Origin of the sequence: Mesorhizobium sp. M1D.F.Ca.ET.043.01.1.1 (genome assembly GCF_003952385.1) — a bacterium.
Lineage (GTDB): Bacteria > Pseudomonadota > Alphaproteobacteria > Rhizobiales > Rhizobiaceae > Mesorhizobium.
The window spans coordinates 3551912-3571258 of sequence record NZ_CP034444.1 but is presented as its reverse complement, the minus strand read 5'-3'; the positions used below and the strand labels follow the sequence as shown (position 1 = coordinate 3571258).

25 protein-coding genes are annotated in these 19347 nt (G+C 65.0%); 15 read left to right on the top strand and 10 right to left on the bottom strand.

Translation table 11 applies throughout. The features are described 5' to 3' along the window. The first annotated feature begins 22 nt into the window (after positions 1–22). The 4 genes from ccmA to EJ067_RS17445 all read left to right on the top strand — a co-directional run bounded on the left by ccmA (position 23) and on the right by EJ067_RS17445 (position 2386). Positions 23–631, top strand: coding sequence for a heme ABC exporter ATP-binding protein CcmA (gene ccmA / locus EJ067_RS17465; protein WP_126086860.1), 609 nt, complete (start codon positions 23–25; stop codon positions 629–631). A gap of 211 nt (positions 632–842) precedes the next feature. Continuing rightward, on the top strand, positions 843–1508 hold the full coding sequence (ccmB, locus tag EJ067_RS17455; protein ID WP_126086859.1) for a heme exporter protein CcmB: 666 nt from the start codon (positions 843–845) through the stop codon (positions 1506–1508). A 129-nt stretch (positions 1509–1637) separates the two neighbouring features. Beyond that, a complete protein-coding gene (ccmD, locus tag EJ067_RS17450) occupies positions 1638–1811 on the top strand; it encodes a heme exporter protein CcmD (protein WP_126086858.1) in 174 nt (57 codons plus the stop codon). Next, positions 1808–2386 (top strand): DsbE family thiol:disulfide interchange protein, encoded by a 579-nt coding sequence (locus tag EJ067_RS17445; protein WP_126086857.1) that lies wholly within the window; start codon positions 1808–1810, stop codon positions 2384–2386. The genes ccmD and EJ067_RS17445 overlap by 4 nt, the downstream gene beginning before the upstream one ends. A gap of 83 nt (positions 2387–2469) precedes the next feature. Here the strand turns inward: EJ067_RS17445 and EJ067_RS17440 are convergent, their stop codons facing one another. Beyond that, positions 2470–2637 carry a hypothetical protein gene (locus EJ067_RS17440; protein WP_126086856.1) on the bottom strand — a complete coding sequence of 56 codons (168 nt, stop codon included), beginning with the start codon at positions 2635–2637 and terminating at the stop codon, positions 2470–2472. Positions 2638–2919: 282 nt separating this feature from the next. On the opposite strand from EJ067_RS17440, the gene EJ067_RS17435 reads away from it, so the two are divergent. Next, a complete protein-coding gene (locus EJ067_RS17435; RefSeq protein ID WP_126086855.1) occupies positions 2920–3837 on the top strand; it encodes an SMP-30/gluconolactonase/LRE family protein in 918 nt (305 codons plus the stop codon). Positions 3838–3934: 97 nt separating this feature from the next. On the opposite strand, the gene EJ067_RS17430 is transcribed toward EJ067_RS17435, so the two are convergent. The 8 genes from EJ067_RS17430 to EJ067_RS17395 form a co-directional block, all read right to left on the bottom strand. After that, positions 3935–4468: an NADPH-dependent FMN reductase gene (locus tag EJ067_RS17430; RefSeq protein ID WP_126086854.1), complete on the bottom strand. Its 534-nt coding sequence runs from the start codon at positions 4466–4468 to the stop codon at positions 3935–3937. 40 nt (positions 4469–4508) lie between these two features. Beyond that, a complete protein-coding gene (locus EJ067_RS17425; protein ID WP_126086853.1) occupies positions 4509–5129 on the bottom strand; it encodes a pyridoxamine 5'-phosphate oxidase family protein in 621 nt (206 codons plus the stop codon). Between the two features lie 81 nt (positions 5130–5210). Then, positions 5211–5876 carry a septation protein A gene (locus EJ067_RS17420; RefSeq protein ID WP_126086852.1) on the bottom strand — a complete coding sequence of 222 codons (666 nt, stop codon included), beginning with the start codon at positions 5874–5876 and terminating at the stop codon, positions 5211–5213. Between the two features lie 42 nt (positions 5877–5918). Next, positions 5919–7799 (bottom strand): signal recognition particle-docking protein FtsY, encoded by a 1881-nt coding sequence (gene ftsY / locus EJ067_RS17415; RefSeq protein WP_126086851.1) that lies wholly within the window; start codon positions 7797–7799, stop codon positions 5919–5921. A 13-nt stretch (positions 7800–7812) separates the two neighbouring features. Further along, on the bottom strand, positions 7813–9141 hold the full coding sequence (mtaB, locus tag EJ067_RS17410) for a tRNA (N(6)-L-threonylcarbamoyladenosine(37)-C(2))-methylthiotransferase MtaB (protein WP_126086850.1): 1329 nt from the start codon (positions 9139–9141) through the stop codon (positions 7813–7815). After that, positions 9141–10025, bottom strand: a complete 885-nt coding sequence (gene dapF / locus EJ067_RS17405) for a diaminopimelate epimerase (RefSeq protein ID WP_126086849.1) — start codon at positions 10023–10025, stop codon at positions 9141–9143. The genes mtaB and dapF overlap by 1 nt, the downstream gene beginning before the upstream one ends. 144 nt (positions 10026–10169) lie before the next feature. Then, entirely contained in the window at positions 10170–10331 is a 162-nt protein-coding gene (locus tag EJ067_RS17400) for a DUF1328 family protein (RefSeq protein ID WP_126086848.1), read from the bottom strand. 75 nt (positions 10332–10406) lie between these two features. After that, entirely contained in the window at positions 10407–11417 is a 1011-nt protein-coding gene (locus tag EJ067_RS17395; protein WP_126086847.1) for an MBL fold metallo-hydrolase, read from the bottom strand. Positions 11418–11619: 202 nt separating this feature from the next. Between EJ067_RS17395 and EJ067_RS17390 the strand changes: the two genes are divergently transcribed. The 3 genes from EJ067_RS17390 (at position 11620) to zapE (ending at position 14180) form a co-directional block, all read left to right on the top strand. After that, complete coding sequence (locus EJ067_RS17390) at positions 11620–12057, top strand: VOC family protein (RefSeq protein WP_245468327.1); 438 nt, start codon at positions 11620–11622, stop codon at positions 12055–12057. Positions 12058–12248: 191 nt separating this feature from the next. Beyond that, positions 12249–12788, top strand: coding sequence for a protease inhibitor Inh/omp19 family protein (locus EJ067_RS17385; protein WP_126086846.1), 540 nt, complete (start codon positions 12249–12251; stop codon positions 12786–12788). A 192-nt stretch (positions 12789–12980) separates the two neighbouring features. Then, entirely contained in the window at positions 12981–14180 is a 1200-nt protein-coding gene (zapE, locus tag EJ067_RS17380) for a cell division protein ZapE (RefSeq protein ID WP_126086845.1), read from the top strand. A gap of 292 nt (positions 14181–14472) precedes the next feature. Here the strand turns inward: zapE and EJ067_RS17375 are convergent, their stop codons facing one another. Beyond that, positions 14473–14907 (bottom strand): GNAT family N-acetyltransferase, encoded by a 435-nt coding sequence (locus EJ067_RS17375; RefSeq protein WP_126086844.1) that lies wholly within the window; start codon positions 14905–14907, stop codon positions 14473–14475. A gap of 213 nt (positions 14908–15120) precedes the next feature. Here EJ067_RS17375 and mdh point away from each other — a divergent pair, with 213 nt between their 5' ends. The 7 genes from mdh to EJ067_RS17340 all read left to right on the top strand — a co-directional run bounded on the left by mdh (position 15121) and on the right by EJ067_RS17340 (position 19326). Further along, positions 15121–16089: a malate dehydrogenase gene (mdh, locus tag EJ067_RS17370; protein WP_126086843.1), complete on the top strand. Its 969-nt coding sequence runs from the start codon at positions 15121–15123 to the stop codon at positions 16087–16089. A 41-nt stretch (positions 16090–16130) separates the two neighbouring features. Continuing rightward, positions 16131–17324 carry an ADP-forming succinate--CoA ligase subunit beta gene (sucC, locus tag EJ067_RS17365; protein WP_126086842.1) on the top strand — a complete coding sequence of 398 codons (1194 nt, stop codon included), beginning with the start codon at positions 16131–16133 and terminating at the stop codon, positions 17322–17324. 13 nt (positions 17325–17337) lie between these two features. Further along, the gene (locus EJ067_RS17360; protein ID WP_126086841.1) at positions 17338–17718 is read left to right on the top strand and encodes a hypothetical protein; all 381 of its coding nucleotides are present in this window, start codon (positions 17338–17340) and stop codon (positions 17716–17718) included. A gap of 15 nt (positions 17719–17733) precedes the next feature. Continuing rightward, on the top strand, positions 17734–18105 hold the full coding sequence (locus tag EJ067_RS17355) for a cupin domain-containing protein (RefSeq protein WP_126086840.1): 372 nt from the start codon (positions 17734–17736) through the stop codon (positions 18103–18105). Between the two features lie 2 nt (positions 18106–18107). Then, entirely contained in the window at positions 18108–18593 is a 486-nt protein-coding gene (locus EJ067_RS17350; protein ID WP_126086839.1) for a DUF1579 family protein, read from the top strand. A gap of 84 nt (positions 18594–18677) precedes the next feature. Continuing rightward, positions 18678–18983 (top strand): hypothetical protein, encoded by a 306-nt coding sequence (locus tag EJ067_RS17345; protein WP_126086838.1) that lies wholly within the window; start codon positions 18678–18680, stop codon positions 18981–18983. Continuing rightward, positions 18910–19326 carry a PIN domain-containing protein gene (locus EJ067_RS17340; RefSeq protein WP_126086837.1) on the top strand — a complete coding sequence of 139 codons (417 nt, stop codon included), beginning with the start codon at positions 18910–18912 and terminating at the stop codon, positions 19324–19326. The genes EJ067_RS17345 and EJ067_RS17340 overlap by 74 nt, the downstream gene beginning before the upstream one ends. The last annotated feature ends 21 nt before the right edge of the window (positions 19327–19347 follow it).

The following is a 19347-nucleotide window of genomic DNA, read 5'->3' as shown; positions in this document are numbered from 1 at the left end:
GGTGCTTTCGGGACGGGCAAGGATGCGGCTGATCGCCGAAAATCTGGGCGGCGAGCGCGGCGGCGAGACGGTTTTTTCCGGCATCGGATTCGCGCTCGAAAAGGGCGAGGCGCTGATCGTCACCGGGCCGAACGGCGCCGGCAAATCGACGCTTCTGAGGGTGATCGCCGGCCTGCTGCCGGCGGCCGGGGGCCGGGTGACGGTCGAAGGCGGCGGCGATGAATTCCCCTCGGTCGCTTCGGCCTCGCACTATCTCGGCCATCTCAATGCGATGAAGATGGCGCTCAGCGTCGACGAAAACCTGGATTTCTGGCGCGCCTTCCAGGGCGAGCCGGGACTGGGCGTCGAGGAGGCGCTGGAGACGGTGGGGCTGGGCGGCATTGGCCACCTGCCGTTCGGCTATCTTTCGACCGGGCAGAGGCGTCGGGCTTCGATCGCCAAGCTTCTGATCAGCCGGCGGCCGGTCTGGCTGCTCGACGAGCCGACGGCGGGGCTGGACAAGGCCTCGGAGGAGAGGTTCGCGGGGTTGATGAGGGTGCATCTGGCGGATGGGGGGATTGTGGTGGCGGCGACGCATCTGCCGCTGGGGTTGGAAGGGGCGCGCGAGCTGCAAATGAGGGTTGGCCATTGATGTCGGCGCTCTACGGCGCCCCCCTCTGTCCTGCCGGACATCTCCCCCACAAGTGGGGAGATTGGCAGCTTCGCCGACGGCGCCCCGCCTTCAACGTTGGAGGCTGGCGAAATCGCCGGCGACGTCTGATCTCCCCCCTTGTGGGGGAGATGTCCGGCAGGACAGAGGGGGGCGCGAAGGAACGCATACCTTACGAGGGGATCGCCTCATAATGTGGTCCCTCTTCCTCCGCGACATCCGCCTTTCGATCCGCGCCGGCGGCGGCGCGCTGATCGGCGTCATCTTCTTCCTGGCCGTCATCGCCACCATCCCGTTCGGCGTCGGGCCCGATCTCAACCTCTTGTCCCGCATCGGCCCGGCGATCCTGTGGATCGCCGCCCTGCTCGCCTGCCTGCTCGGGCTCGATCGGCTGTTCCAAGCCGACCGCGAGGACGGCGCGCTCGATCTCCTTGTGCTGAACAGCGACCGCCAGATGCTGGCGCTGACGGTGCTGGTGAAGTGCCTGGCGCACTGGACCGGCAGCGTGCTGCCGCTGGTGGTCGCGGCACCCCTGCTCGGCCTGTTCATGAACATGGAGCCGACGGGCATCGGCGCCACGGCGCTGACGCTGCTTGTCGGCACGCCGGCCATCACCTTCATCGGCGCCGCTGGCGCTGCCGTGGCGGTGGCGCTGCCGCGCGGCGGGCTGCTGATCTCGGTGCTTGTGCTGCCGCTCACCATCCCGGTGCTGATCTTCGGCGTCTCGGCGAGCTACGGCGCGGTGGCCGATCCGGCGCCGTTCCTGCAGCCCTTCCTCATTCTTGCCGCGCTGACGCTGTTTCTTGCGGTGGTCGGGCCGCTGTCGGCGGCGCTGGCGTTGCGCCACGGAACGGATTGAGGTCTGTCGGACGTTCTCAAGTCTGCGGCACCGCGACTGATTGCCGGACCGGCGGCGCAAGGTTAAAGGAAGGCATGACAAGCGGATTGACATGGCAGGCGCGGAAGCTGCGCGCGCGGAGCGGCTGAGATGAGCGCGCATGCCCTCTATGTCGCCGCCGCCTATGCCATCACGGCGATTGTGCTCATCGGCCTGATCGGCTGGATCCTGCTCGACCAGCGGGCACGCAGGCGCGAGCTCGCGGCGCTCGAAGCCGCCGGCGTGCGGCGCCGCTCCGACAAGGCCGGGACGGCGAAGCCATGAGCATCGAAACCGGATCCTCGGCGCCGCCCCGTCGTCGCCTGTTGGTGCTTCTGCCGCTGCTGATTTTCCTGGGATTGGCCGGACTGTTCCTGGCGCAGCTTCTGTCCGGCCGCGACGTTTCGGAAATCCCCTCGGCGCTGATCGGCCAGCCGGCCCCGCAGACGAAGCTGCCGCCGCTCGAAGGGTTGAGCCTGCCGGGGCTGGACCCAAAATCCTTCGCCGGCAAGGTGACGCTGGTCAATGTCTTTGGATCGTGGTGCCTGCCGTGCCGGGAAGAGCATCCGGTGCTTCTCGGGCTGTCGCAGGACAGGCGATTCACGCTGGCGGGGCTGAACTACAAGGACCAGCCGGAAAATGCCCGCCGCTTCCTTGGCGATCTCGGCAATCCTTACCAGGCGATCGGCGTCGATCCGGCCGGGCGAGCGGCGATCGACTGGGGCGTCTACGGCGTGCCGGAAACCTTCGTCGTCGGCAAGGACGGCAGGATTGCCTACAAGCATGTCGGGCCGCTGACGCCGGAGTCGGCCCGGGATCTGCTGTTGCCGCAGATCGAGAAAGCGCTGACGGCGCATTGATATTCAGGTGATGCCGGCCATTTTCGACTCGGCCTGACCTGAATCTCAACGCGCCGTCGGGCCGCGCTGGTCGGCAAAAAGACTCAGCCGTAGACCTGCTTGTGGATCTGGTAGAGCATCTCGGAGCGGTCGGCACGCAGATCGGCGAGATCGCGGCTCGACAGGTTCTCGATTTCGGCGACGAGACGGTTGTACTGGCGGCGCTTGGCGATGTTGTTGCGAGCGCGGGAGACGAAGTTGTCGAAGATCATGACGAGGTTCCTTCTCTGCCGCATTCACGCGGCGGTTTGTTCCTCCCTTGATCGATTGCCAGCATGACATAGGAATGGTGCATTGCAAAAGAAAGATGTTGCAATGCACCATTGCAGCCAGCGCATAGCCGGTTAACCGGCCGTTACCCAGCCGTCGGTCCAAACTGGATCGCCATGGCTGCCCCAGGACGCTCAAGACGCGGTGAAGCTGCCATCATTGGCCTTGCCTTCTTTGTCATCGGCTGGCTTGATCCGCGCGTCACATCGTGCCGGGAGGAAAGCATGGCGGCCGCCGACTACGAAGTTCTCGATCCGCGCTTCGCGCGCCTGTTCGTCGGCAACGCGCAGGTGGACAAGCTGTTCACCGGCTGCCGCTGGGCGGAGGGTCCGGCCTGGTTCGCCGCCGGCCGCTATGTGGTATGGTCGGACATCCCCAATAACCGAATGCTGCGCTATGACGAGACCGACGGCAGCGTCAGCGTCTTCCGCCAGCCGTCGGGCAATTCCAACGGCAACACGGTCGACCGGCAAGGCCGGATGGTCACTTGCGAGCATTCGGGCCGCCGCGTCAGCCGCACCGAGCATGACGGCTCGATCACCACCATCGCCGACACATGGAAGGGCAAGCGGCTCAACTCGCCCAATGACGTGGTCGTGAAGTCGGACGGATCGATCTGGTTCACCGATCCGTCCTACGGCATCGACAGCGACTATGAGGGCGACAAGGCCGAGAGCGAGATCGGCGCCTGTTACGTATTTCGCGTCGATCCGGGCACGGGCGATATCGAGGCCGTCGTCACCGATATGGTCAGGCCGAACGGGCTTGCCTTCTCGCCCGACGAGAGCCTTCTCTACGTCGCCGACACCGGCCGCACGCATGGCGCCCAGAACCCTGCGCATATCCGCGTGTTCAATGTCGGCAAGGGCGGCAAGAAGGTCTCGGGAGGCAAGGTGTTCGCCGACTGCACGGCTGGCCTGTTCGACGGTTTCCGGCTCGACGATGCAGGGCGCATCTGGACGAGCGCGGCCGACGGCATTCATTGCTACGATCCGGATGGCACGCTGATCGGCAAGGTCAAGGTGCCGGAGGTGACCGCCAATTGCGTGTTCGGCGGCATCAAGCGCAACTGCCTCTACATCGCCGGCACCACCTCGCTCTACATGGTGCGGCTGATGGTCAATGGGGCGAAGACCTATTGAGGCTGTGATCGTCGCATACGCTGCCGCCACGCGGGGCTGAGGCAACACGCGGGGCTGAGGCAACTCGAAGATGCCGCATGTTGGCGGGAGCGGCCGCTCAGCGAGCCCCGATGAAGCCGGCGAATGCCTGGACCGCCTCGCGCATCGCCTGCCGGTTCTCGGCCTTCGCCAGGATCGCCTCGATCTCCGGCGGCTTCTTGCCGAGCAGGGCGATCTCGAGCGCGGCCTCTTCGTGGAGCGCAAAAGACATCGTGCGCATGATCTCGGCAAGCGCCGCGCGCGCATAGAGCGAGCGCGGCGAGGCGTGCACCAGCATCGCAGGCTTGCCGACGGCGGCGTCGCGCGACACCAGCCAGTCGAGCGCGTTCTTCATGCCGCCCGGCACGCCATGCGCATATTCGGGACAGGAGACGATGAGGCCGTCGGCGCGGGTGACGGCGTCGATCAGGCGCGCCGCTTCCGGCGGCGTCCGCTCGCCTTCGTCGTCCGGGTTGAAGATCGGCAGCCGGCCGAGCCCGTCATAGACGGTGACGCGGCAATCCGCCGGCGCGTTGGCGGCTAAAGCCGCGATGAGGGCCGAATTGGTCGAGGCGGCGCGGAGGCTGCCGGAGATGGCGAGGATATTCAGCACGGGGAGGAGGCGGGTTGCTCAGGCGAATCGTGCCCCAAGCCTACCACATGGTCTGCCGGTAATCGTCGTCGAGCTCGCGGTCTATCTCATTGGCGGTCTCGGAGAGCGCCAGCTGGTCACGGATGATCTGGCCGAGCGTCGGCAGGGTCGCGCGGTCGTACCAGGTCTCCGGCTTCCACAGGTCGGAGCGCATGAAGGCCTTGGCGCAATGCATATAGGTGGCCTTGACCGTCACCACGATGACGCTTTGCGGCTCCTTGCCGTCGACGGCCAGCCGCTCGCGCAAGCTCGCATCGACGGTGATGCGGGCGTCGCCGTTGACGCGCAGCGTCTCGTTCATGCCGGGAATGAGGAACAGCAGCCCGACCGACGGATTGCGGATGACGTTTTCCAGCGTGTCCAGCCGGTTGTTGCCGGGACGGTCGGGGATGGCGATGGTGGCGTTGTCGAGGATAGCGGCGAAGCCGGGTTTGTCACCCTTCGGGGTCACATCGGCATTGCCGGCGCCGTCCGAGGAGCCGATCAGCACGAAGGGGCTCTTGCCGATGAAGGAGCGGCAGTGGCCGTCGAGCGCCTTCAATTCCTTGCGGATCGATCCGTCGGTCGGACGCGGCGTCTTATAGATCGTCCTCAGCTCGTCGCGCGTGGTGAGAAATTCCATGCCGTCCCCTCCCGGAATTGTCCGGTTTGTCTCGCCGCAATTCCGGATGGAAAACCGCCACGCACTTTTCCTGGAATTGCTTTATTTGCCGGCGTTCTCTCCCTTGGCCTTTTCCTCCAGCGAGTGGCGCATGATCAGCGGCATCTGGCTGAAGGTGAAGAGCAGCGTGATCGGCATGATGCCCCAGACCTTGAAGGTAACCCAGGCGTCGGTCGAAAAATTCCGCCACACCACCTCGTTGACGAGGGCCAGGAACAGGAAGAACAGACCCCATCGGAAGGTCAGCTTGCGCCAGCCTTCGGCATCGAGGCTGAAGGCCGAGTCAAAAACATAGCCGAGCAGCGACTTGCCGAAGAAAAGGCCGCCGAGCAGCACGCAGCCGAACAGCGTGTTGACGATGGTCGGCTTCATCTTGATGAAGATGTCGTCCTGCAGATAAAGCGTCAGCGCGCCGAAGATAAGGACGACGACGCCCGACACCAGCGGCATGATCGGCAAGGTGCGGGTGAGCAACCAGGAGGCGATGAGCGCGATCGCGGTCGCGGCCATGAACAGGCCGGTGGCGACGAAGATCGGGCCGCCGAGCTCGCCCAGCGCCGGAACCTTCTGCACCAGCCATTCGCCGCGCGCATTGGCGAAGAAGAAGACCAGCAACGGCCCGAGCTCCAGCACCAGCTTGAGCAGCGGGTTGAGGCCTTCCTTCTTCTGCTTCTGCGGGTCGGACGGGTCGCGTTCGAGGATGTTCATGAAAGTCCTTGTTGTCCCGAAAGTCGGCGCTTTTGGGATCGTTCAAGCTACACCGGCAATCGCCCTGGCGAATTCGCCGGCCGAAAAAGGTTCGAGGTCGTCGACCTGCTCGCCGACGCCGATGAAATAGACCGGCAGCCTGTGCTTGGCGGCGATCGCCACCAGAATACCGCCGCGCGCCGTGCCGTCCAGCTTGGTCATGACCAAGCCGTTGACGCCGGCGACATTGCGGAAGATCTCGACCTGGCTGAGCGCATTCTGGCCGGTGGTGGCGTCGACCGTCTGCAGCACGGTGTGCGGCGCTTCCGGATCGAGCTTGCCCAGCACGCGCACGATCTTTTCCAGCTCCGCCATCAGCTCGGCCTTGTTCTGCAGGCGCCCGGCCGTGTCGATGATCAGCACGTCCGAGCCGGCCTCCTTGGCCTTCTCGAAGGCATCATAGGCGAGGCCTGCGGCATCGGCGCCGAGCTTCGAGGCGATGACCGGCGACTTGGTGCGCTCGCCCCAGATCTTCAGCTGCTCGATTGCGGCCGCGCGGAACGTATCGCCGGCGGCGAGCATCACCGAGAGCCCGCCTTCGGTCAGCTTGGCCGCCAGCTTGCCGATGGTCGTGGTCTTGCCGGTGCCGTTGACGCCGACGACCAGGATGACATGCGGCTTGTGGCTGAGGTCGACCTCCAGCGGTTTGGCGACCGGCGTCAAAACCTTCTCGACCTCCGCCGCCATCACGGCGCGGACTTCCGTGTCGGAAACGTCCTTGCCGTAGCGGCTGGAGGCGAGCGAATCGGTGACGCGCAAGGCCGTCTCGACGCCGAGATCGGCGCGGATCAGCACGTCTTCCAGATCCTGCAGCGTGTCCTCGTCCAGCTTGCGCTTGGTGAAGACGCCGGCGATGTTGCCGGTGAGCTCGCGCGACGAACGGGCAAGCCCGTCCCGCATGCGCTGGAACCAGGAGCGCCGCGGCGCCGGTTCCGGCGCCTTTTGCGGCTCGGCCTTCTGCTCGACCTTTTTCGCGACGGTTACTTTGCCGGCGGACGGCGCGGGCTTTGGCGAAGGTTGACTGACGGGTGCCGGCCCTACCTCCCCCTCGATGGGGGAGGTCCCGAGCGCAGCTCGGGGGTGGGGGTGACTGGCGCCAGCGTCGGCGCTGGCACCCCGCCCCGCCACTTCGTGGCGACCCTCCCCATCGAGGGGAGGGTGGGGCGTTGGCGCAGCTTCGATCTCCGGAGCGATCTCGGCACGCACCGGCTCAGGCTCGACGGGCGCAGGCTGGCGAACGGGCGGCATGACCTCGGCCGGCGGAATCTCGGGCGTGGGTGCCTCGACGGGAATTTCCGGCACCGTCGCGGGTATCTCGACCGGCGCGGGTTCCGGCTGGGGCTCCGGTTGCGAGGGCACGATCTCCGGCTCGACCGGGGCGGGCGGCGGTACTTCCTGCGGCTGCGGCTCGGGTGCCGGCTCTGGTTCGGGTTCCGCCGGCGGCACCGGCACCACCTCCGGCGCCGGCGGTTCGGGTGTCTCCGGAGCCGGTTGCGGTTCTTCTTCCGGCTTGGGCTGCGGCAGCGGTTCCGGCTCGGCGGGAATTGTCGGTTCCGGCGGCTGTGGGATAGCCGGTGAAGGCTCGGGCTTCGGTTCCTCGGGAGCCGGTTGAGGCGCGGCCTCTACCTCCCCCTCGATGGGAGAGGTCCCGAGCGCAGTTCGGGCGTGGGGGCGATCGGCACCAGCGTCGGCGCCGTCACCCCGCCCCGCCACTTCGTGGCGACCCTCCCCATCGAGGGGAGGGTGGGGCGCCGGCTGCGCCTCCGGCTTCAGCGCCTCCAGCGCGTCCCATTTGATCGGCGGCAGCGGCGCAGTCTCGTCGACGCGCTCCTCGACGACCTCTTTCCTGCCGAACGAAAATACCTTCTTGAAGAAACCAGCCATGCGTCTCGCAGTCTCAGGCGGCTTGGGCGGCGAGCGGTGCCGCGATCAGACGGGCGCCGTCATGGCCGGTGACGACAGCATCGACGATCTCGCCCGGCTGTCCAATGGCGATCGCGGCAAGCGTGAAACCTTCGGTGCGGCCGAGCCCGTCGCGCTCGACCAGGATCGACTGGCGCGTGCCGCCAAGGGACATGAGATGACGGCGGTAGGCCGCCTCGCCTGCGGCGCGCAGCCTGGCGGCGCGCTGCTTGACCACCTCGCGGCGGACTTGCGGCATGCGCGCGGCGGGCGTGCCCTCGCGCGGGCTGAACGGGAAGACGTGCAGATGCGTCAGCCCGCATTCCTCGACTATCTTTTCCGAATTTTCGAACATCGCCTCGGTCTCGGTCGGGAAGCCGGCGATGATGTCGGCACCGAACACGATGCCGGGGCGCAGCTTGCGCACGTCCTCGCAGAAGCGGATCGACTGATCGCGCAAATGCCGGCGCTTCATGCGCTTCAGGATCATGTCGTCCCCCGACTGCAGCGACAGATGCAGATGCGGCATCAGCCTGGGCTCGGTGGCGATAGCATCGAGCAGATCTTCGTCGGCCTCGATGGAATCGATCGAGGAGAGCCTGAGACGCTTCACCTCCGGCACCTGGCGCAGGATCGTCTTTACGAGTTTGCCGAGCTTCGGGCTGCCGGGCAGGTCGGCGCCCCAACCGGTCATGTCGACGCCGGTGAGAACAATCTCGGCATAGCCGTTGCCGGCAAGGCGCTTGATCTGCTCGACCACGGCGCCCATCGGCACCGAGCGCGAATTGCCGCGGCCGTAGGGGATGATGCAGAAGGTGCAGCGGTGGTCGCAGCCGTTCTGCACCTGCACGAAGGCGCGCGCCCGGCCTTCGATGGCGTCGACCATGTGGCCTGCGGTCTCGCGCACCGAAAAAATGTCGTTGACGCGCGCCTTCTCGGTGTCGTTGACGCCGAAATCGGGCAGCGCGCGGTAGGAGTTCGCCTTGACCTTCTCCTCATTGCCGAGCACGAGATCGACCTCGTCCATGGCGACGAAATTCTGCGGTTCGGTCTGTGCCGCGCAACCGGTGACGATGATGCGCGCTTCAGGGTTCTCGCGGCGCGCCTTGCGGATCGCCTGCTTGGCCTGGCGCACGGCCTCTGCGGTGACGGCGCAGGTGTTGAAGATGACGGCGCCGCCCTCCAGCGCGCCGAGGCCGGCGTTCTCGGCCTCGCGGCGCATCACCTCGGATTCATAGGTGTTGAGGCGGCAGCCGAACGTGACGACGTCGATTCCTTTAGAGATGGGGTCCGCAGAAACCGGACCTTTTTGCAGAGCGGACATCAGGCGGCGCTTTCGGTATCGCGGGCCCAGGCGCCGGTCGAGGGATCGAAGCTGCCGGAAAACTCCCATTCGGCGGCGCCGGTCAGGATGACGTGGTCGTCGTCGCGCCATTCGACATTGAGCTCGCCGCCGCCCGGCGTGAGCAGCGACACGCTGCGGCCGGTGCGCTTGGTGCGGGCCGCGGCCACCACGGCGGCGCATGCGGCCGAGCCACAGGCCTTGGTGAGGCCGGCGCCGCGTTCCCAGGTGCGGATGATCATCGTCTGCGGCGACGTCACCTGGGCAATGGTGATGTTGGCCCGCTCGGGGAAGATCGGGTGGTTCTCGAGCAGCGGGCCGAAACGGTCGAGCTCATAGGACCAGACGTCGCGGTCGACCCAGAAGATGGCGTGCGGATTGCCCATCGACACGACGGAGGGCGAATGCAGCACCGGCGCGTCGATCGGGCCGATCTGCAATTCGATCATGCGCGTGTCGCGGAACTCCTCCGCGAGCGGGATCTCCTGCCAGCCGAAGCGCGGCTTGCCCATGTCGACCGAGATCGTGCCGTCGGCATGTTCCTTTGCGTTGAGGATGCCGGCACGGGTCTCGAAGGTGAAGACCTTCTGGCCGGTCTCGGCGGCCAAGGCCTGCACCACGCAGCGCATGCCGTTGCCGCAGGCCTGCGCACCTGAGCCGTCGGAATTCAGGATGTCGACATAGTAGGCGGTGCCCGCCGTCCTCGCATCATGGATCGCCATGATCTGGTCGAACTTGGTCGCCGCGTCGGCATTGAGCGCGATCGCGGCAGCCGCCGTCACCTTGTCGGCACGACCGCGCATATCGGCGACGATGATCTCGTTGCCGATGCCGTTCATCTTGGCGAAGGGGGCGGTGCCTGCCATCGATCCCGTCATTTCCGTGTACCGTTTGGCGCTATATGGCGGAAACGGGCGGGAATTACCAGTCCGGCGCGGGCCTGGCCACGGCGAAGGCGCGGACCTGGCTGCGGCGAAGACGCCGCGCCGGCGACGACCAAGTGGTCGTGCCTAGGTTACCGCGAAGACGCCGAGCAGGAGCAGCAGGAACAGGATCAGCACGATGCCGATCAGGATGCGCGCGCCCAGGGCGGCGGTGCCGGCCAGCGCCGGCATGCCGAGCAGGCTCGCGGCGGCCGCGACAATCAGAAGGATGATGATCCACTTGATCATGAGAGACGGCTCCCTGCCGAATTGTGTCAAGGAAGCAACGCGGCCATGTGCTTCCGGTTCCGTCGCCCGAGCGGGCTAGGCGGACGGCACATCCCACACTTCGCCCGGGCGCATGGCGCGAAATCGCTCATGCGACATGCGCTCTGCCGCCAATGCCTCCGCGAGCTTTTGCGCCGGCTCCTCGATCGGCTCGTCGGTCAGCTGAAACGTGCCCCAGTGGCAGCCGGCGGCATGGGCGGCGTTGCACAGTCTCATGCCCTGCACCGCTTCCTCCGGGTTCTGATGCTGCGGCGCCATGAACCAGCGCGGCTCGTAGGCGCCGATCGGCAGGATGGCCAGCCGAAAGCCGCCATGCTTTTCCGCCATCAGCCGGTAGTTGGCGCCGCCATGGAAGCCGGTGTCGCCGGCGAAATAGAGCTTGCCGCCTGGCGCTTCGATGACGAACCCCGCCCACAGCGCCATGCGGCGGTCGCGCGCGGCGCGCGCCGACCAGTGATGCGTCGGCTCGATATGGATGACCGCGCCGTTGCCGAACTCGATCCTGTCGCCCCAGTCATGCGCCGACACTCGCATGCCGGGCACGGCGGCGCCGATGATGGCGTCGTTGCCGAGCGGCGTGAGCACTCGCGGGTCGTGGCTTTGCTTCAGCCGCTCGAGCGTCGCGAGGTCGAGATGGTCGTAGTGATTGTGGCTGACCAGCACCAGGTCGATCGGCGGCAGGTCGGAGAAGCCGATGCCCGGCACATTGACCCGCTTCGGCCCGGCGAACGCGAAGGGCGAGGCGCGCCCGGACCAGACCGGATCTGTCAGGATGTTCAGCCCGGCGGTCTGGATAAGCAGCGAGGCATGGCCGACCATCGTGACCCGAAGCGCCGCGCCTTCGATCCGTTGCTCGGGCTTCGCCTGCGGATAGGGGCTCGGCGAGGCCGGCGGCCATTTCGAACGCCCGCCGCTCAATTGCCATTTGAGAAGATCGGCGAAGCGCCCGGGCGGCTTGCCGTCGGGATTGAAAAACAGGGTGCCGTCGAAATGGTCGCTGGGCGGGCCGCTGTAATAGCGGTTGGCTGCTGCTTTTCTTGCGACCATCGTTCTCCGCCTATTCGCTATCCCTTGTCCTGAAATAAGGGCGCCGGAGCCTGGCGCAAGCGTTTCGCCGGCGAATGCCAAGGGCCGAAGTCCGGCTTCGACTAGGCTTCTTGTTTTTGAAGCATGATTCTTCTCCGAAAAGTCTGCAACTTTTCCGGATCATGCTCTGGGATCAGCCCTGCGGAGGGACATCATCGTGGCGATGAAGCGGACCAGGACACCGTGGATGAAGGCCGAGGATTTCGGCCGCTCGCTGCCGCATGGGCTGGGCGTCAACCTTTTGGTCACTGACATGGCGGCGATGGAGGCTTTCTGCAGCGACGTGCTTGGCGCGCGCATCATCTATGCCGACGAGGATTTCGCGGCGATCGAGCTGCTGGGCTCGATCTTCATGCTGCATGCCGACCACTCCTATCTCGACAATCCCATGACCGGCGTGACCACGGGTGCCGAAATGCGCGGCGCCGGCATCGAGCTGCGTCTCTATGGCGCCGATCCGGATGCGGCCGAGAAAAAGGCGGCAGCGCTCGGCCACATCGTGCTGGCGGGCTCGATCGACAAGCCGCATGGCTTGCGCGAATGCTATATTGTCGGTCCGGACGGCTATGTCTTCGTGCCCAGCGCGCGGCTGCAGGCCTGAGATTTCAACACGTTAGGACCCACGTTCGCGGTCCGGACCGGGTGACGATGGCGGTTGCGATAAATTTGCAACAGCGGCCCCGAAAACCCTATTTTAACCATATCGGGTTGAAATTCTGCCACCTTCGCCATCTTGGTGAAGCAGGTATTTTACGCGGACGGCGCCCCCCACCGGATCCGACGGAGGTTGGAATGACTTTTTATAGGACTGGCCTTTTGGCCGTATCGCTGGCCGCGCTCGTTGCGAGCGGCTGCTCGACCTCGCGCTTCTCGTCGATGGATGACCAGCAGCCGGCGCCGCTCACGCCGGCGCCGTCCGGCACGGTGACGCAGAACCAGCTGCCGCCGCCGGCCGCTCCGGGCACCACCGACCCGTCGCAATTCCCGAATGCGCCGAAGAACAGCCAGGTCGCCTCGCTGCCGCCGGACGGCACCGCGCCCGCTGGCGCCACGGACCTGACCGCGGCCAGCGTCGCCGGTGTCTGGAACGTCAGCGTCGGCGGTCAGGGCTGCAAGGTGGCGACGCCGCAGACCAAGTTCGGCGCCGGCTACCGCGCCGGGCCGCTGCATTGCCCGGCCCCGATCGACGGCATCAAGTCGTGGAACGTCGCCGGCAAGCAGCTGACGCTTTACGACGAAAACGGCGGCGCCCTGGCCAGACTCTATTCCTCCGGCGGCGAAAAGTTCGACGGCCAGACTTCCAGTGGGCAGCCGATATCGTTTACAAGGTAAGGCTAGGGTATGCTGATATTCAGGTGATGCCGGCCTGCGAAACGGCGGCTTTCTCCGCTTCCGGTGCTCACGTACTTCAGGTACGCTCCGCTCCGGTTCTCGAAAGCCGCCATTCTCGGCTCGGCCTGACCTGAATCTCAACACACCCTAACTCTTTCTAGAGCATTCTGCTCAGAGCAAACGACGTGACTTATGCATCTGCGTGACGGCCTCCAGACCCATGTGACCGTCAGGCAGCGTTACGACCATCTTGTCGAAACCGGCGTGGTCGAACGCGATCCGGCGCAGGAGCGCGTCGTCGCCGCGCTCGACCGGCTGACCGACGAAATCTCGGCAAAAAGGCTGGCGCAGAAATCGAGCGCGCTGGGCTGGCTGTTCGCGCGCAGCAAAAAGCCGCACGAGGCAGTCAAGGGCCTCTACATCCATGGCGGTGTCGGGCGCGGCAAGACCATGCTGATGGACGTTTTCTTCGAGCTGCTGCCGGTCCGGCGCAAGCGCCGCGTCCATTTCAACGACTTCATGGCCGACGTGCAGGACCGCATCCAGAAGCACCGGGCGGCGCGTAAGAACGGCGACGTCAAGGAAGACGATCCGATCCCGCCGGTGGCGCGCGCGCTGGCCGAGCAAGCCTGGGTGCTGTGCTTCGATGAATTTTCGGTCACCGATATCGCCGATGCGATGATCCTGTCGCGGCTGTTTTCGGCGCTGTTTGCCAACGGCGTCGTGCTGGTCGCCACCTCCAATGTCGCGCCGGGGGACCTTTACCGCGACGGGCTGAACCGCCAGCTCTTCCTGCCCTTCATCGGCCTGCTCGAACGCAATGCCGAGGTACTGACGCTCGATGCCGAAAAGGACTATCGGCAGGAAAAGCTCAACCGCCTGCCGGTCTATGTGACGCCGGCCGACGCGGCGGCCGACCGGGCGCTCGACGAGGCCTGGAAGACGATGACGCATGGCAGGCCGGAGGAAGCGGTGACGCTGACGCTTAAAGGGCGCCAGCTCGTCGTGCCCCGCGCCGCCGGCGAAGCCGCGCGTTTCTCCTTCGCCGATCTTTGCGAAAAGCCGCTCGGCGCGCGCGACTACCTGGCGATCGCCGGCCGCTTCTCGACCATCTTCATCGACCATGTGCCGGTGCTCGGCGAAGGCAAGCGCAACGAGGCCAAGCGCTTCATCCTCTTGGTCGACACGCTCTACGACCACCGCATGCGGCTGGTGATGAGCGCAGCGGCGCAGCCCGAAGGGCTCTACACCGCCAGGCGCGGCACGGAGGTGTTCGAATTCGAGCGAACGGCCTCGCGGCTGGTCGAGATGCAGAGCCGTGACTGGCTGGAAGGCTGGGCGGAACGGCGCGAGCGTGAGGCGCCGGCAGAGGCGCGGCAGGCGCAGGGGTAGGTGGGGGCCTAAAGCTGTCGTGACCTTCGTCATTCTAGGGCGGAGCGACGCAAAGCGTCGCGCAGACCCTAGAATCCATTCCGTGACTTAGGACATAGAATGCAGCGGTTCAGAGTGGAGTCTTGCCGACGCCTCTCTGTTAGATCGTTCTGCCTCGTGGCATCGCTTCTATGTCACGGAATGGATTCTAGGGTCTGCGCGCGTCGCTTCGCTCCTTGCTCCGCCCTAGAATGACGACTGGAGGGACGGCTCCGCCAGCCGCCCTAGAATGACGAAGCGGAGGGTTTTTCGGCTAATCTCGAAGCCCGTACACATACATCATGAAATCCTCCGCCGGTCCATGCGGCTCGTTCCGCGATTCATAAAGCGCCCGCGCCGGCCCATTGTCGGGCTCCGTCCCCACCCATGCTTCCTCGCAGCCATGCTCGCGGCCGAGCGCGAACATGGCGTCCAGCATCTTGCGCGCTATGCCCTGGCGCTGGAAGGCGGGCGCGACGCCAACCTCGTCGATATAGAGCTCGCTCACCTTGTCCGGATGGCGGTGGATGACGGCGGCGCACTGCCCGACCACAATTTGGTCGACTATCGCCACGATCATGAAATGGCCGGGCGAGGCGAGATAGGCGGCGAGGCGATCGGGCCGGACCGGCTCGTCGAACACTTCTTCGGCCACCTGCATCACAAGGGCGTCATCGCCGGGATGAAGCCTTCTGATTTCGACGTTCATTGTGTAAATTCTCCTCAGTCGGCTCACAAGTTTTGACGTTTACGTAAGTCCCAATGCATCTAACCGATTGAAAACACTAGGCTCAAAATAATCGTTTGAATTTCTTCCACGCCGGAGCTATTGGGTGCGGCGAAATCTCGCGGGTTCCCGCATCCTTTCGGCCTCCCCGGCCCCGTCACGGCACCGTCACAGACAAAGGGAAAACATCCTGACATGGCACGCAACAAGATAGCGCTCATCGGCTCGGGCATGATCGGCGGCACGCTCGCCCATATGATCGGCCTCAAGGATCTCGGCGACGTGGTGCTGTTCGATATCGCCGAGGGCATCCCGCAGGGCAAGGGTCTCGACATCGCCCAGTCCTCGCCGGTCGACGGGTTCGACGCCAGGCTGACCGGCGTCAACGACTATGCCGGCATCGAGGGCGCGGATGTCTGCATCGTCACCGCCGGCGTGCCGCGCAAGCCCGGCATGAGCCGCGACGATCTTCTCGGCATCAATCTGAAGGTCATGGAGCAGGTCGGCGCGGGCCTGAAGAAATACGCGCCGAAAGCTTTCGTCATCTGCATCACCAACCCGCTCGACGCCATGGTGTGGGCGCTGCAGAAGTTCTCGGGCCTGCCGACCAGCCATGTCGTCGGCATGGCCGGCGTGCTTGACAGCGCCCGCTTCCGCTACTTCCTGGCCGAAGAGTTCAAGGTCTCGGTCGAGGACGTCACCGCCTTCGTGCTCGGCGGCCACGGCGATTCGATGGTGCCGATGATCCGCTATTCGACGGTGTCGGGCATCCCGCTGCCCGATCTCGTCAAGATGGGCTGGACCTCGAAGGAGAAGCTCGACCAGATCGTGCAGCGCACCCGCGACGGCGGCGCCGAGATCGTCGGCCTCCTGAAGACCGGCTCGGCCTATTACGCGCCGGCGGCTTCGGCGATCGCGATGGCCGAATCCTACCTGAAGGACAAGAAGCGCGTGCTGCCCTGCGCCGCGCATCTCTCCGGCCAGTATGGCGTCAAGGGAACCTATGTCGGCGTTCCCGTGGTGATCGGCGCCGGCGGCGTCGAGCGCGTCATCGAGATCGACCTCGCCAAGGCCGAGCAGAAGATGTTCGACAATTCGGTGGCCGCCGTTCAGGGCCTGACCGAGGCCTGCACCAAGATCGCCCCACATCTCGCAGGCAAGTAATCTCGCCGGCAAGTAATCGTTCCTCTCCGGAGACCAAGCGCATGAACATTCATGAATATCAGGCCAAGGCGCTGCTGAAGTCCTTCGGCGCGCCGGTCGCAAGCGGCGTTCCGGTGTTCAAGGCAAGCGAGGCGGAGGCCGCCGCCAAGGCGCTGCCCGGCCCGCTCTACGTGGTGAAGAGCCAGATCCATGCCGGCGGCCGCGGCAAGGGCAAGTTCAAGGAACTCGGCCCCGACGCCAAGGGCGGCGTCAGGCTGGCGAAGTCGGCGGCCGAAGTGGTGGCCAACGCCAACGAAATGCTCGGCCACACGCTGGTCACCAAGCAGACCGGACCGGCCGGCAAGCAGGTCAACCGTCTCTATATCGAGGACGGCGCCGACATCGAGCGCGAGCTCTATCTGTCGATCCTGGTCGACCGCTCGGTCGGCCGCATCGCCTTCGTCGTCTCGACGGAGGGCGGCATGGACATCGAGGCGGTCGCGCATGACACGCCGGAAAAGATCCTCACCGTCGCCATCGATCCGGAAAAGGGCGTGACGGCGGATGACGTCGACAAGCTGAACGCCGCGCTGAAGCTCGACGGCGACGCGGCCAAGGACGGCGGCACGCTGTTCCCGCTCCTCTACAAGGCCTTCGTCGAGAAGGACATGAGCCTGCTCGAGGTCAACCCGCTGATCGTCATGAAGAACGGCCACCTGCGCGTGCTCGACGCCAAGGTGTCGTTCGACAACAACGCGCTGTTCCGCCATCCGGACGTGATGGAGCTGCGCGACACCACCGAGGAGGACGAGAAGGAGATCGAGGCGTCGAAATACGACCTCGCCTATGTCGCGCTCGACGGCAATATCGGCTGCATGGTCAACGGCGCCGGCCTTGCCATGGCGACGATGGACATCATCAAGCTCTATGGCGCCGAGCCGGCCAACTTCCTCGACGTCGGCGGCGGCGCTTCGAAGGAGAAGGTGACGGCGGCGTTCAAGATCATCACCAAGGACCCGGCGGTCGAAGGCATCCTGATCAACATCTTCGGCGGCATCATGAAGTGCGATGTGATCGCCGAGGGCGTGATCGCCGCGGTCAAGGAAGTCGGCTTGAAGGTGCCGCTGGTGGTGCGGCTGGAAGGCACCAACGCCGAGCTCGGCAAGAAGATCATCAACGACAGCGGCCTGAACGTCGTGTCGGCCGACGACCTCGACGACGCTGCCAAGAAGATCGTCAAGGCGGTAAAGGGCTGAGGAGGAGGCTGAGTTGAGTAGCTTCCCAGTCCATTGGGAGGAAGAAGTTCAGAGCCTCGATCAGTCGGTCGTGTGTCCCTATTCGATCGATGAAATCGAACAGTATCTTTGGTGGTGCCACAATCATTGGATGTTGGATGAGAAGCCGATGCACTACGAAGTGCGCGGCGCCGTCGCCGAGCAAACGGAAGATGGGCGGCATTTCTGGCTGTACCAGGCATCAGACGAGGTTGGGCGTGAGTGGTACGTTGTCGTTGGAAGCGGGAAAAGTCCGTTCAAGCCTTCAATGAAGATGAGAGGTTGGATGTACGGCAAGGAGAATGTTCTTGGTCTTGCACCAGAGCATTATTTGAACGTTGAGATTGGCGACCAGCGCCTTGCGGACGCCAGATGAAAGAGGAATGAAGCAATGCCTCCGCGCAAGATAAACCTGGTCGAGGCGGCGGATGCGAAGATCGCCAGGGTCTTCGATCCGCATGTCGCCGGCGACGTCAATGACAGCCAGGCCAAGGTCGCCAAGTTCGGCGAGATCTTCGACTGGCACGCGCATGACAACGAGGATGAAGCCTTCCTGGTGCTGCGTGGCCGCATCGCCATCGATTTCCGCGACGGGCCGGTCGAGCTCGGCGAGGGCGATTTCATCGTCGTGCCGCGCGGCGTCGAGCACCGGCCGCGCTCGCTGACCAAGGAGCCGGTGGTGCTGATGTTCGAGCCGGCGACGACGCTCAACACCGGCAACGCCAAGAGCGACCTCACCGTCATCGATCTGAAGCGGCTCTGACCATGAACGCCTTCTCTTCGCTTTCGGCCGACCACCAGCGCCTGCAGGCGCTGGTCGGCGCGTGGCGCGGCGAGGAGGAGGTGTCGGCCACGCAATGGGCCGATGCCGGCACGGCGACTTCGGAAGTGCAGGCGCAGCCCGAGTTCGGCGGCCTGTTCGTGGTGCAGCGCTATCGCCAGCGCCGTGACGGCACGATCTCGTTCGGCGCGCACAATGTGTTCGGCTTCGACCAGCAGAACGGCGTCGTCACCATGCATCAGTTCGATTCGATGGGGTTTGTGCCGGCGGCGCCGGCCACAGGCGCCTGGAGCGGCAACGAGCTTGTGCTCGAACGGTCGTCCCCGCGCGGCGCCGCGCGCGTGACCTATGTTTTTGAAGGCGCCGATATCTACCGCATGAAGCTTCAATTCAAGCCCGCCGGCAGCGATGCCTGGCAAGACATGGTGAGCGGCCTCTACCGGCGCGTCTCGCCTTCCGGGGAAGGCTGAACCGATGGAGATCGCGGGCAAGGCGGTTGAAGAACTACACATAATCACACATATATACCCTGTGTATTTATGTGGAGATGACCGATGAAGAACGTCACCCTGGCTGTGGACGAAGGCCTGCTCGAAAGGGCGCGTGGTCTTGCCGGGCGTCGCAAGACGACGCTCAACGCCCTTATCCGTGCGCTGCTTGAGCATGAGGTCGAGCAGGAAGACAGGATTGCCTGGGCCAAGGCCGGAATGAAGCGGCTCATGGACGAGGCGGCGAAACGAAGCGACAGCGCCGACACTCCCTACAAATGGGATCGAAGGGACGCCTATGCCGACCGGGAAGATCGATTGCTTTCTCGACACGAACGTCCTGATCTACGCGGCTTCGGAGAAAAATCGTGATCCGCGCCGCGCGCCAATCGCCGAAGAGCTTATCTCGCGGACCGTCTTTGGCGTGTCTGGGCAGATCTTGGCTGAATTCGTCGCCGTGGCGCGTGGGAAGTCCCTTGTCGGGGATGATCTGCTCGACCAATGGCTGGTGTTCCTCGGAACCTGCCCGCTGGCACCTGTCGACGAAACTTATGTCCGTGCGGGTTTGGACCTCGCGCGGCGCTACGGAATTCACTACTACGACGCCGCGCTGCTTGCGGCGGCGGCGTATCTCGGCGCGCCGGTTTTCTACACCGAAGATCTCAACCACAACCAGGTCTATGGCTCGGTCCGGGCCGTCAATCCTTTCCTGTAATCGCTGAAGTCAGAGGCGTTC

Bases quoted from the DNA above. Each gene is read 5' to 3' on its own strand.
- EJ067_RS17445 (WP_126086857.1), top strand. From the start codon at position 1,808: ATGAGCATCGAAACCGGATCCTCGGCGCCGCCCCGTCGTCGCCTGTTG.
- EJ067_RS17395 (WP_126086847.1), bottom strand. From the start codon at position 11,417: ATGGTCGCAAGAAAAGCAGCAGCCAACCGCTATTACAGCGGCCCGCCC.
- EJ067_RS17420 (WP_126086852.1), bottom strand. From the start codon at position 5,876: ATGAACATCCTCGAACGCGACCCGTCCGACCCGCAGAAGCAGAAGAAG.
- EJ067_RS17425 (WP_126086853.1), bottom strand. From the start codon at position 5,129: ATGGAATTTCTCACCACGCGCGACGAGCTGAGGACGATCTATAAGACG.
- EJ067_RS17375 (WP_126086844.1), bottom strand. From the start codon at position 14,907: ATGAACGTCGAAATCAGAAGGCTTCATCCCGGCGATGACGCCCTTGTG.
- ftsY (WP_126086851.1), bottom strand. From the start codon at position 7,799: ATGGCTGGTTTCTTCAAGAAGGTATTTTCGTTCGGCAGGAAAGAGGTC.
- EJ067_RS17440 (WP_126086856.1), bottom strand. From the start codon at position 2,637: ATGATCTTCGACAACTTCGTCTCCCGCGCTCGCAACAACATCGCCAAG.
- EJ067_RS17390 (WP_245468327.1), top strand. From the start codon at position 11,620: ATGAAGCGGACCAGGACACCGTGGATGAAGGCCGAGGATTTCGGCCGC.
- EJ067_RS17350 (WP_126086839.1), top strand. From the start codon at position 18,108: ATGAACGCCTTCTCTTCGCTTTCGGCCGACCACCAGCGCCTGCAGGCG.
- EJ067_RS17435 (WP_126086855.1), top strand. From the start codon at position 2,920: ATGGCGGCCGCCGACTACGAAGTTCTCGATCCGCGCTTCGCGCGCCTG.
- EJ067_RS17385 (WP_126086846.1), top strand. From the start codon at position 12,249: ATGACTTTTTATAGGACTGGCCTTTTGGCCGTATCGCTGGCCGCGCTC.
- dapF (WP_126086849.1), bottom strand. From the start codon at position 10,025: ATGGCAGGCACCGCCCCCTTCGCCAAGATGAACGGCATCGGCAACGAG.
- ccmD (WP_126086858.1), top strand. From the start codon at position 1,638: ATGAGCGCGCATGCCCTCTATGTCGCCGCCGCCTATGCCATCACGGCG.
- EJ067_RS17400 (WP_126086848.1), bottom strand. From the start codon at position 10,331: ATGATCAAGTGGATCATCATCCTTCTGATTGTCGCGGCCGCCGCGAGC.
- zapE (WP_126086845.1), top strand. From the start codon at position 12,981: ATGCATCTGCGTGACGGCCTCCAGACCCATGTGACCGTCAGGCAGCGT.
- ccmB (WP_126086859.1), top strand. From the start codon at position 843: ATGTGGTCCCTCTTCCTCCGCGACATCCGCCTTTCGATCCGCGCCGGC.
- ccmA (WP_126086860.1), top strand. From the start codon at position 23: ATGCGGCTGATCGCCGAAAATCTGGGCGGCGAGCGCGGCGGCGAGACG.
- EJ067_RS17345 (WP_126086838.1), top strand. From the start codon at position 18,678: ATGAAGAACGTCACCCTGGCTGTGGACGAAGGCCTGCTCGAAAGGGCG.
- EJ067_RS17355 (WP_126086840.1), top strand. From the start codon at position 17,734: ATGCCTCCGCGCAAGATAAACCTGGTCGAGGCGGCGGATGCGAAGATC.
- mtaB (WP_126086850.1), bottom strand. From the start codon at position 9,141: ATGTCCGCTCTGCAAAAAGGTCCGGTTTCTGCGGACCCCATCTCTAAA.
- EJ067_RS17340 (WP_126086837.1), top strand. From the start codon at position 18,910: ATGCCGACCGGGAAGATCGATTGCTTTCTCGACACGAACGTCCTGATC.
- mdh (WP_126086843.1), top strand. From the start codon at position 15,121: ATGGCACGCAACAAGATAGCGCTCATCGGCTCGGGCATGATCGGCGGC.
- sucC (WP_126086842.1), top strand. From the start codon at position 16,131: ATGAACATTCATGAATATCAGGCCAAGGCGCTGCTGAAGTCCTTCGGC.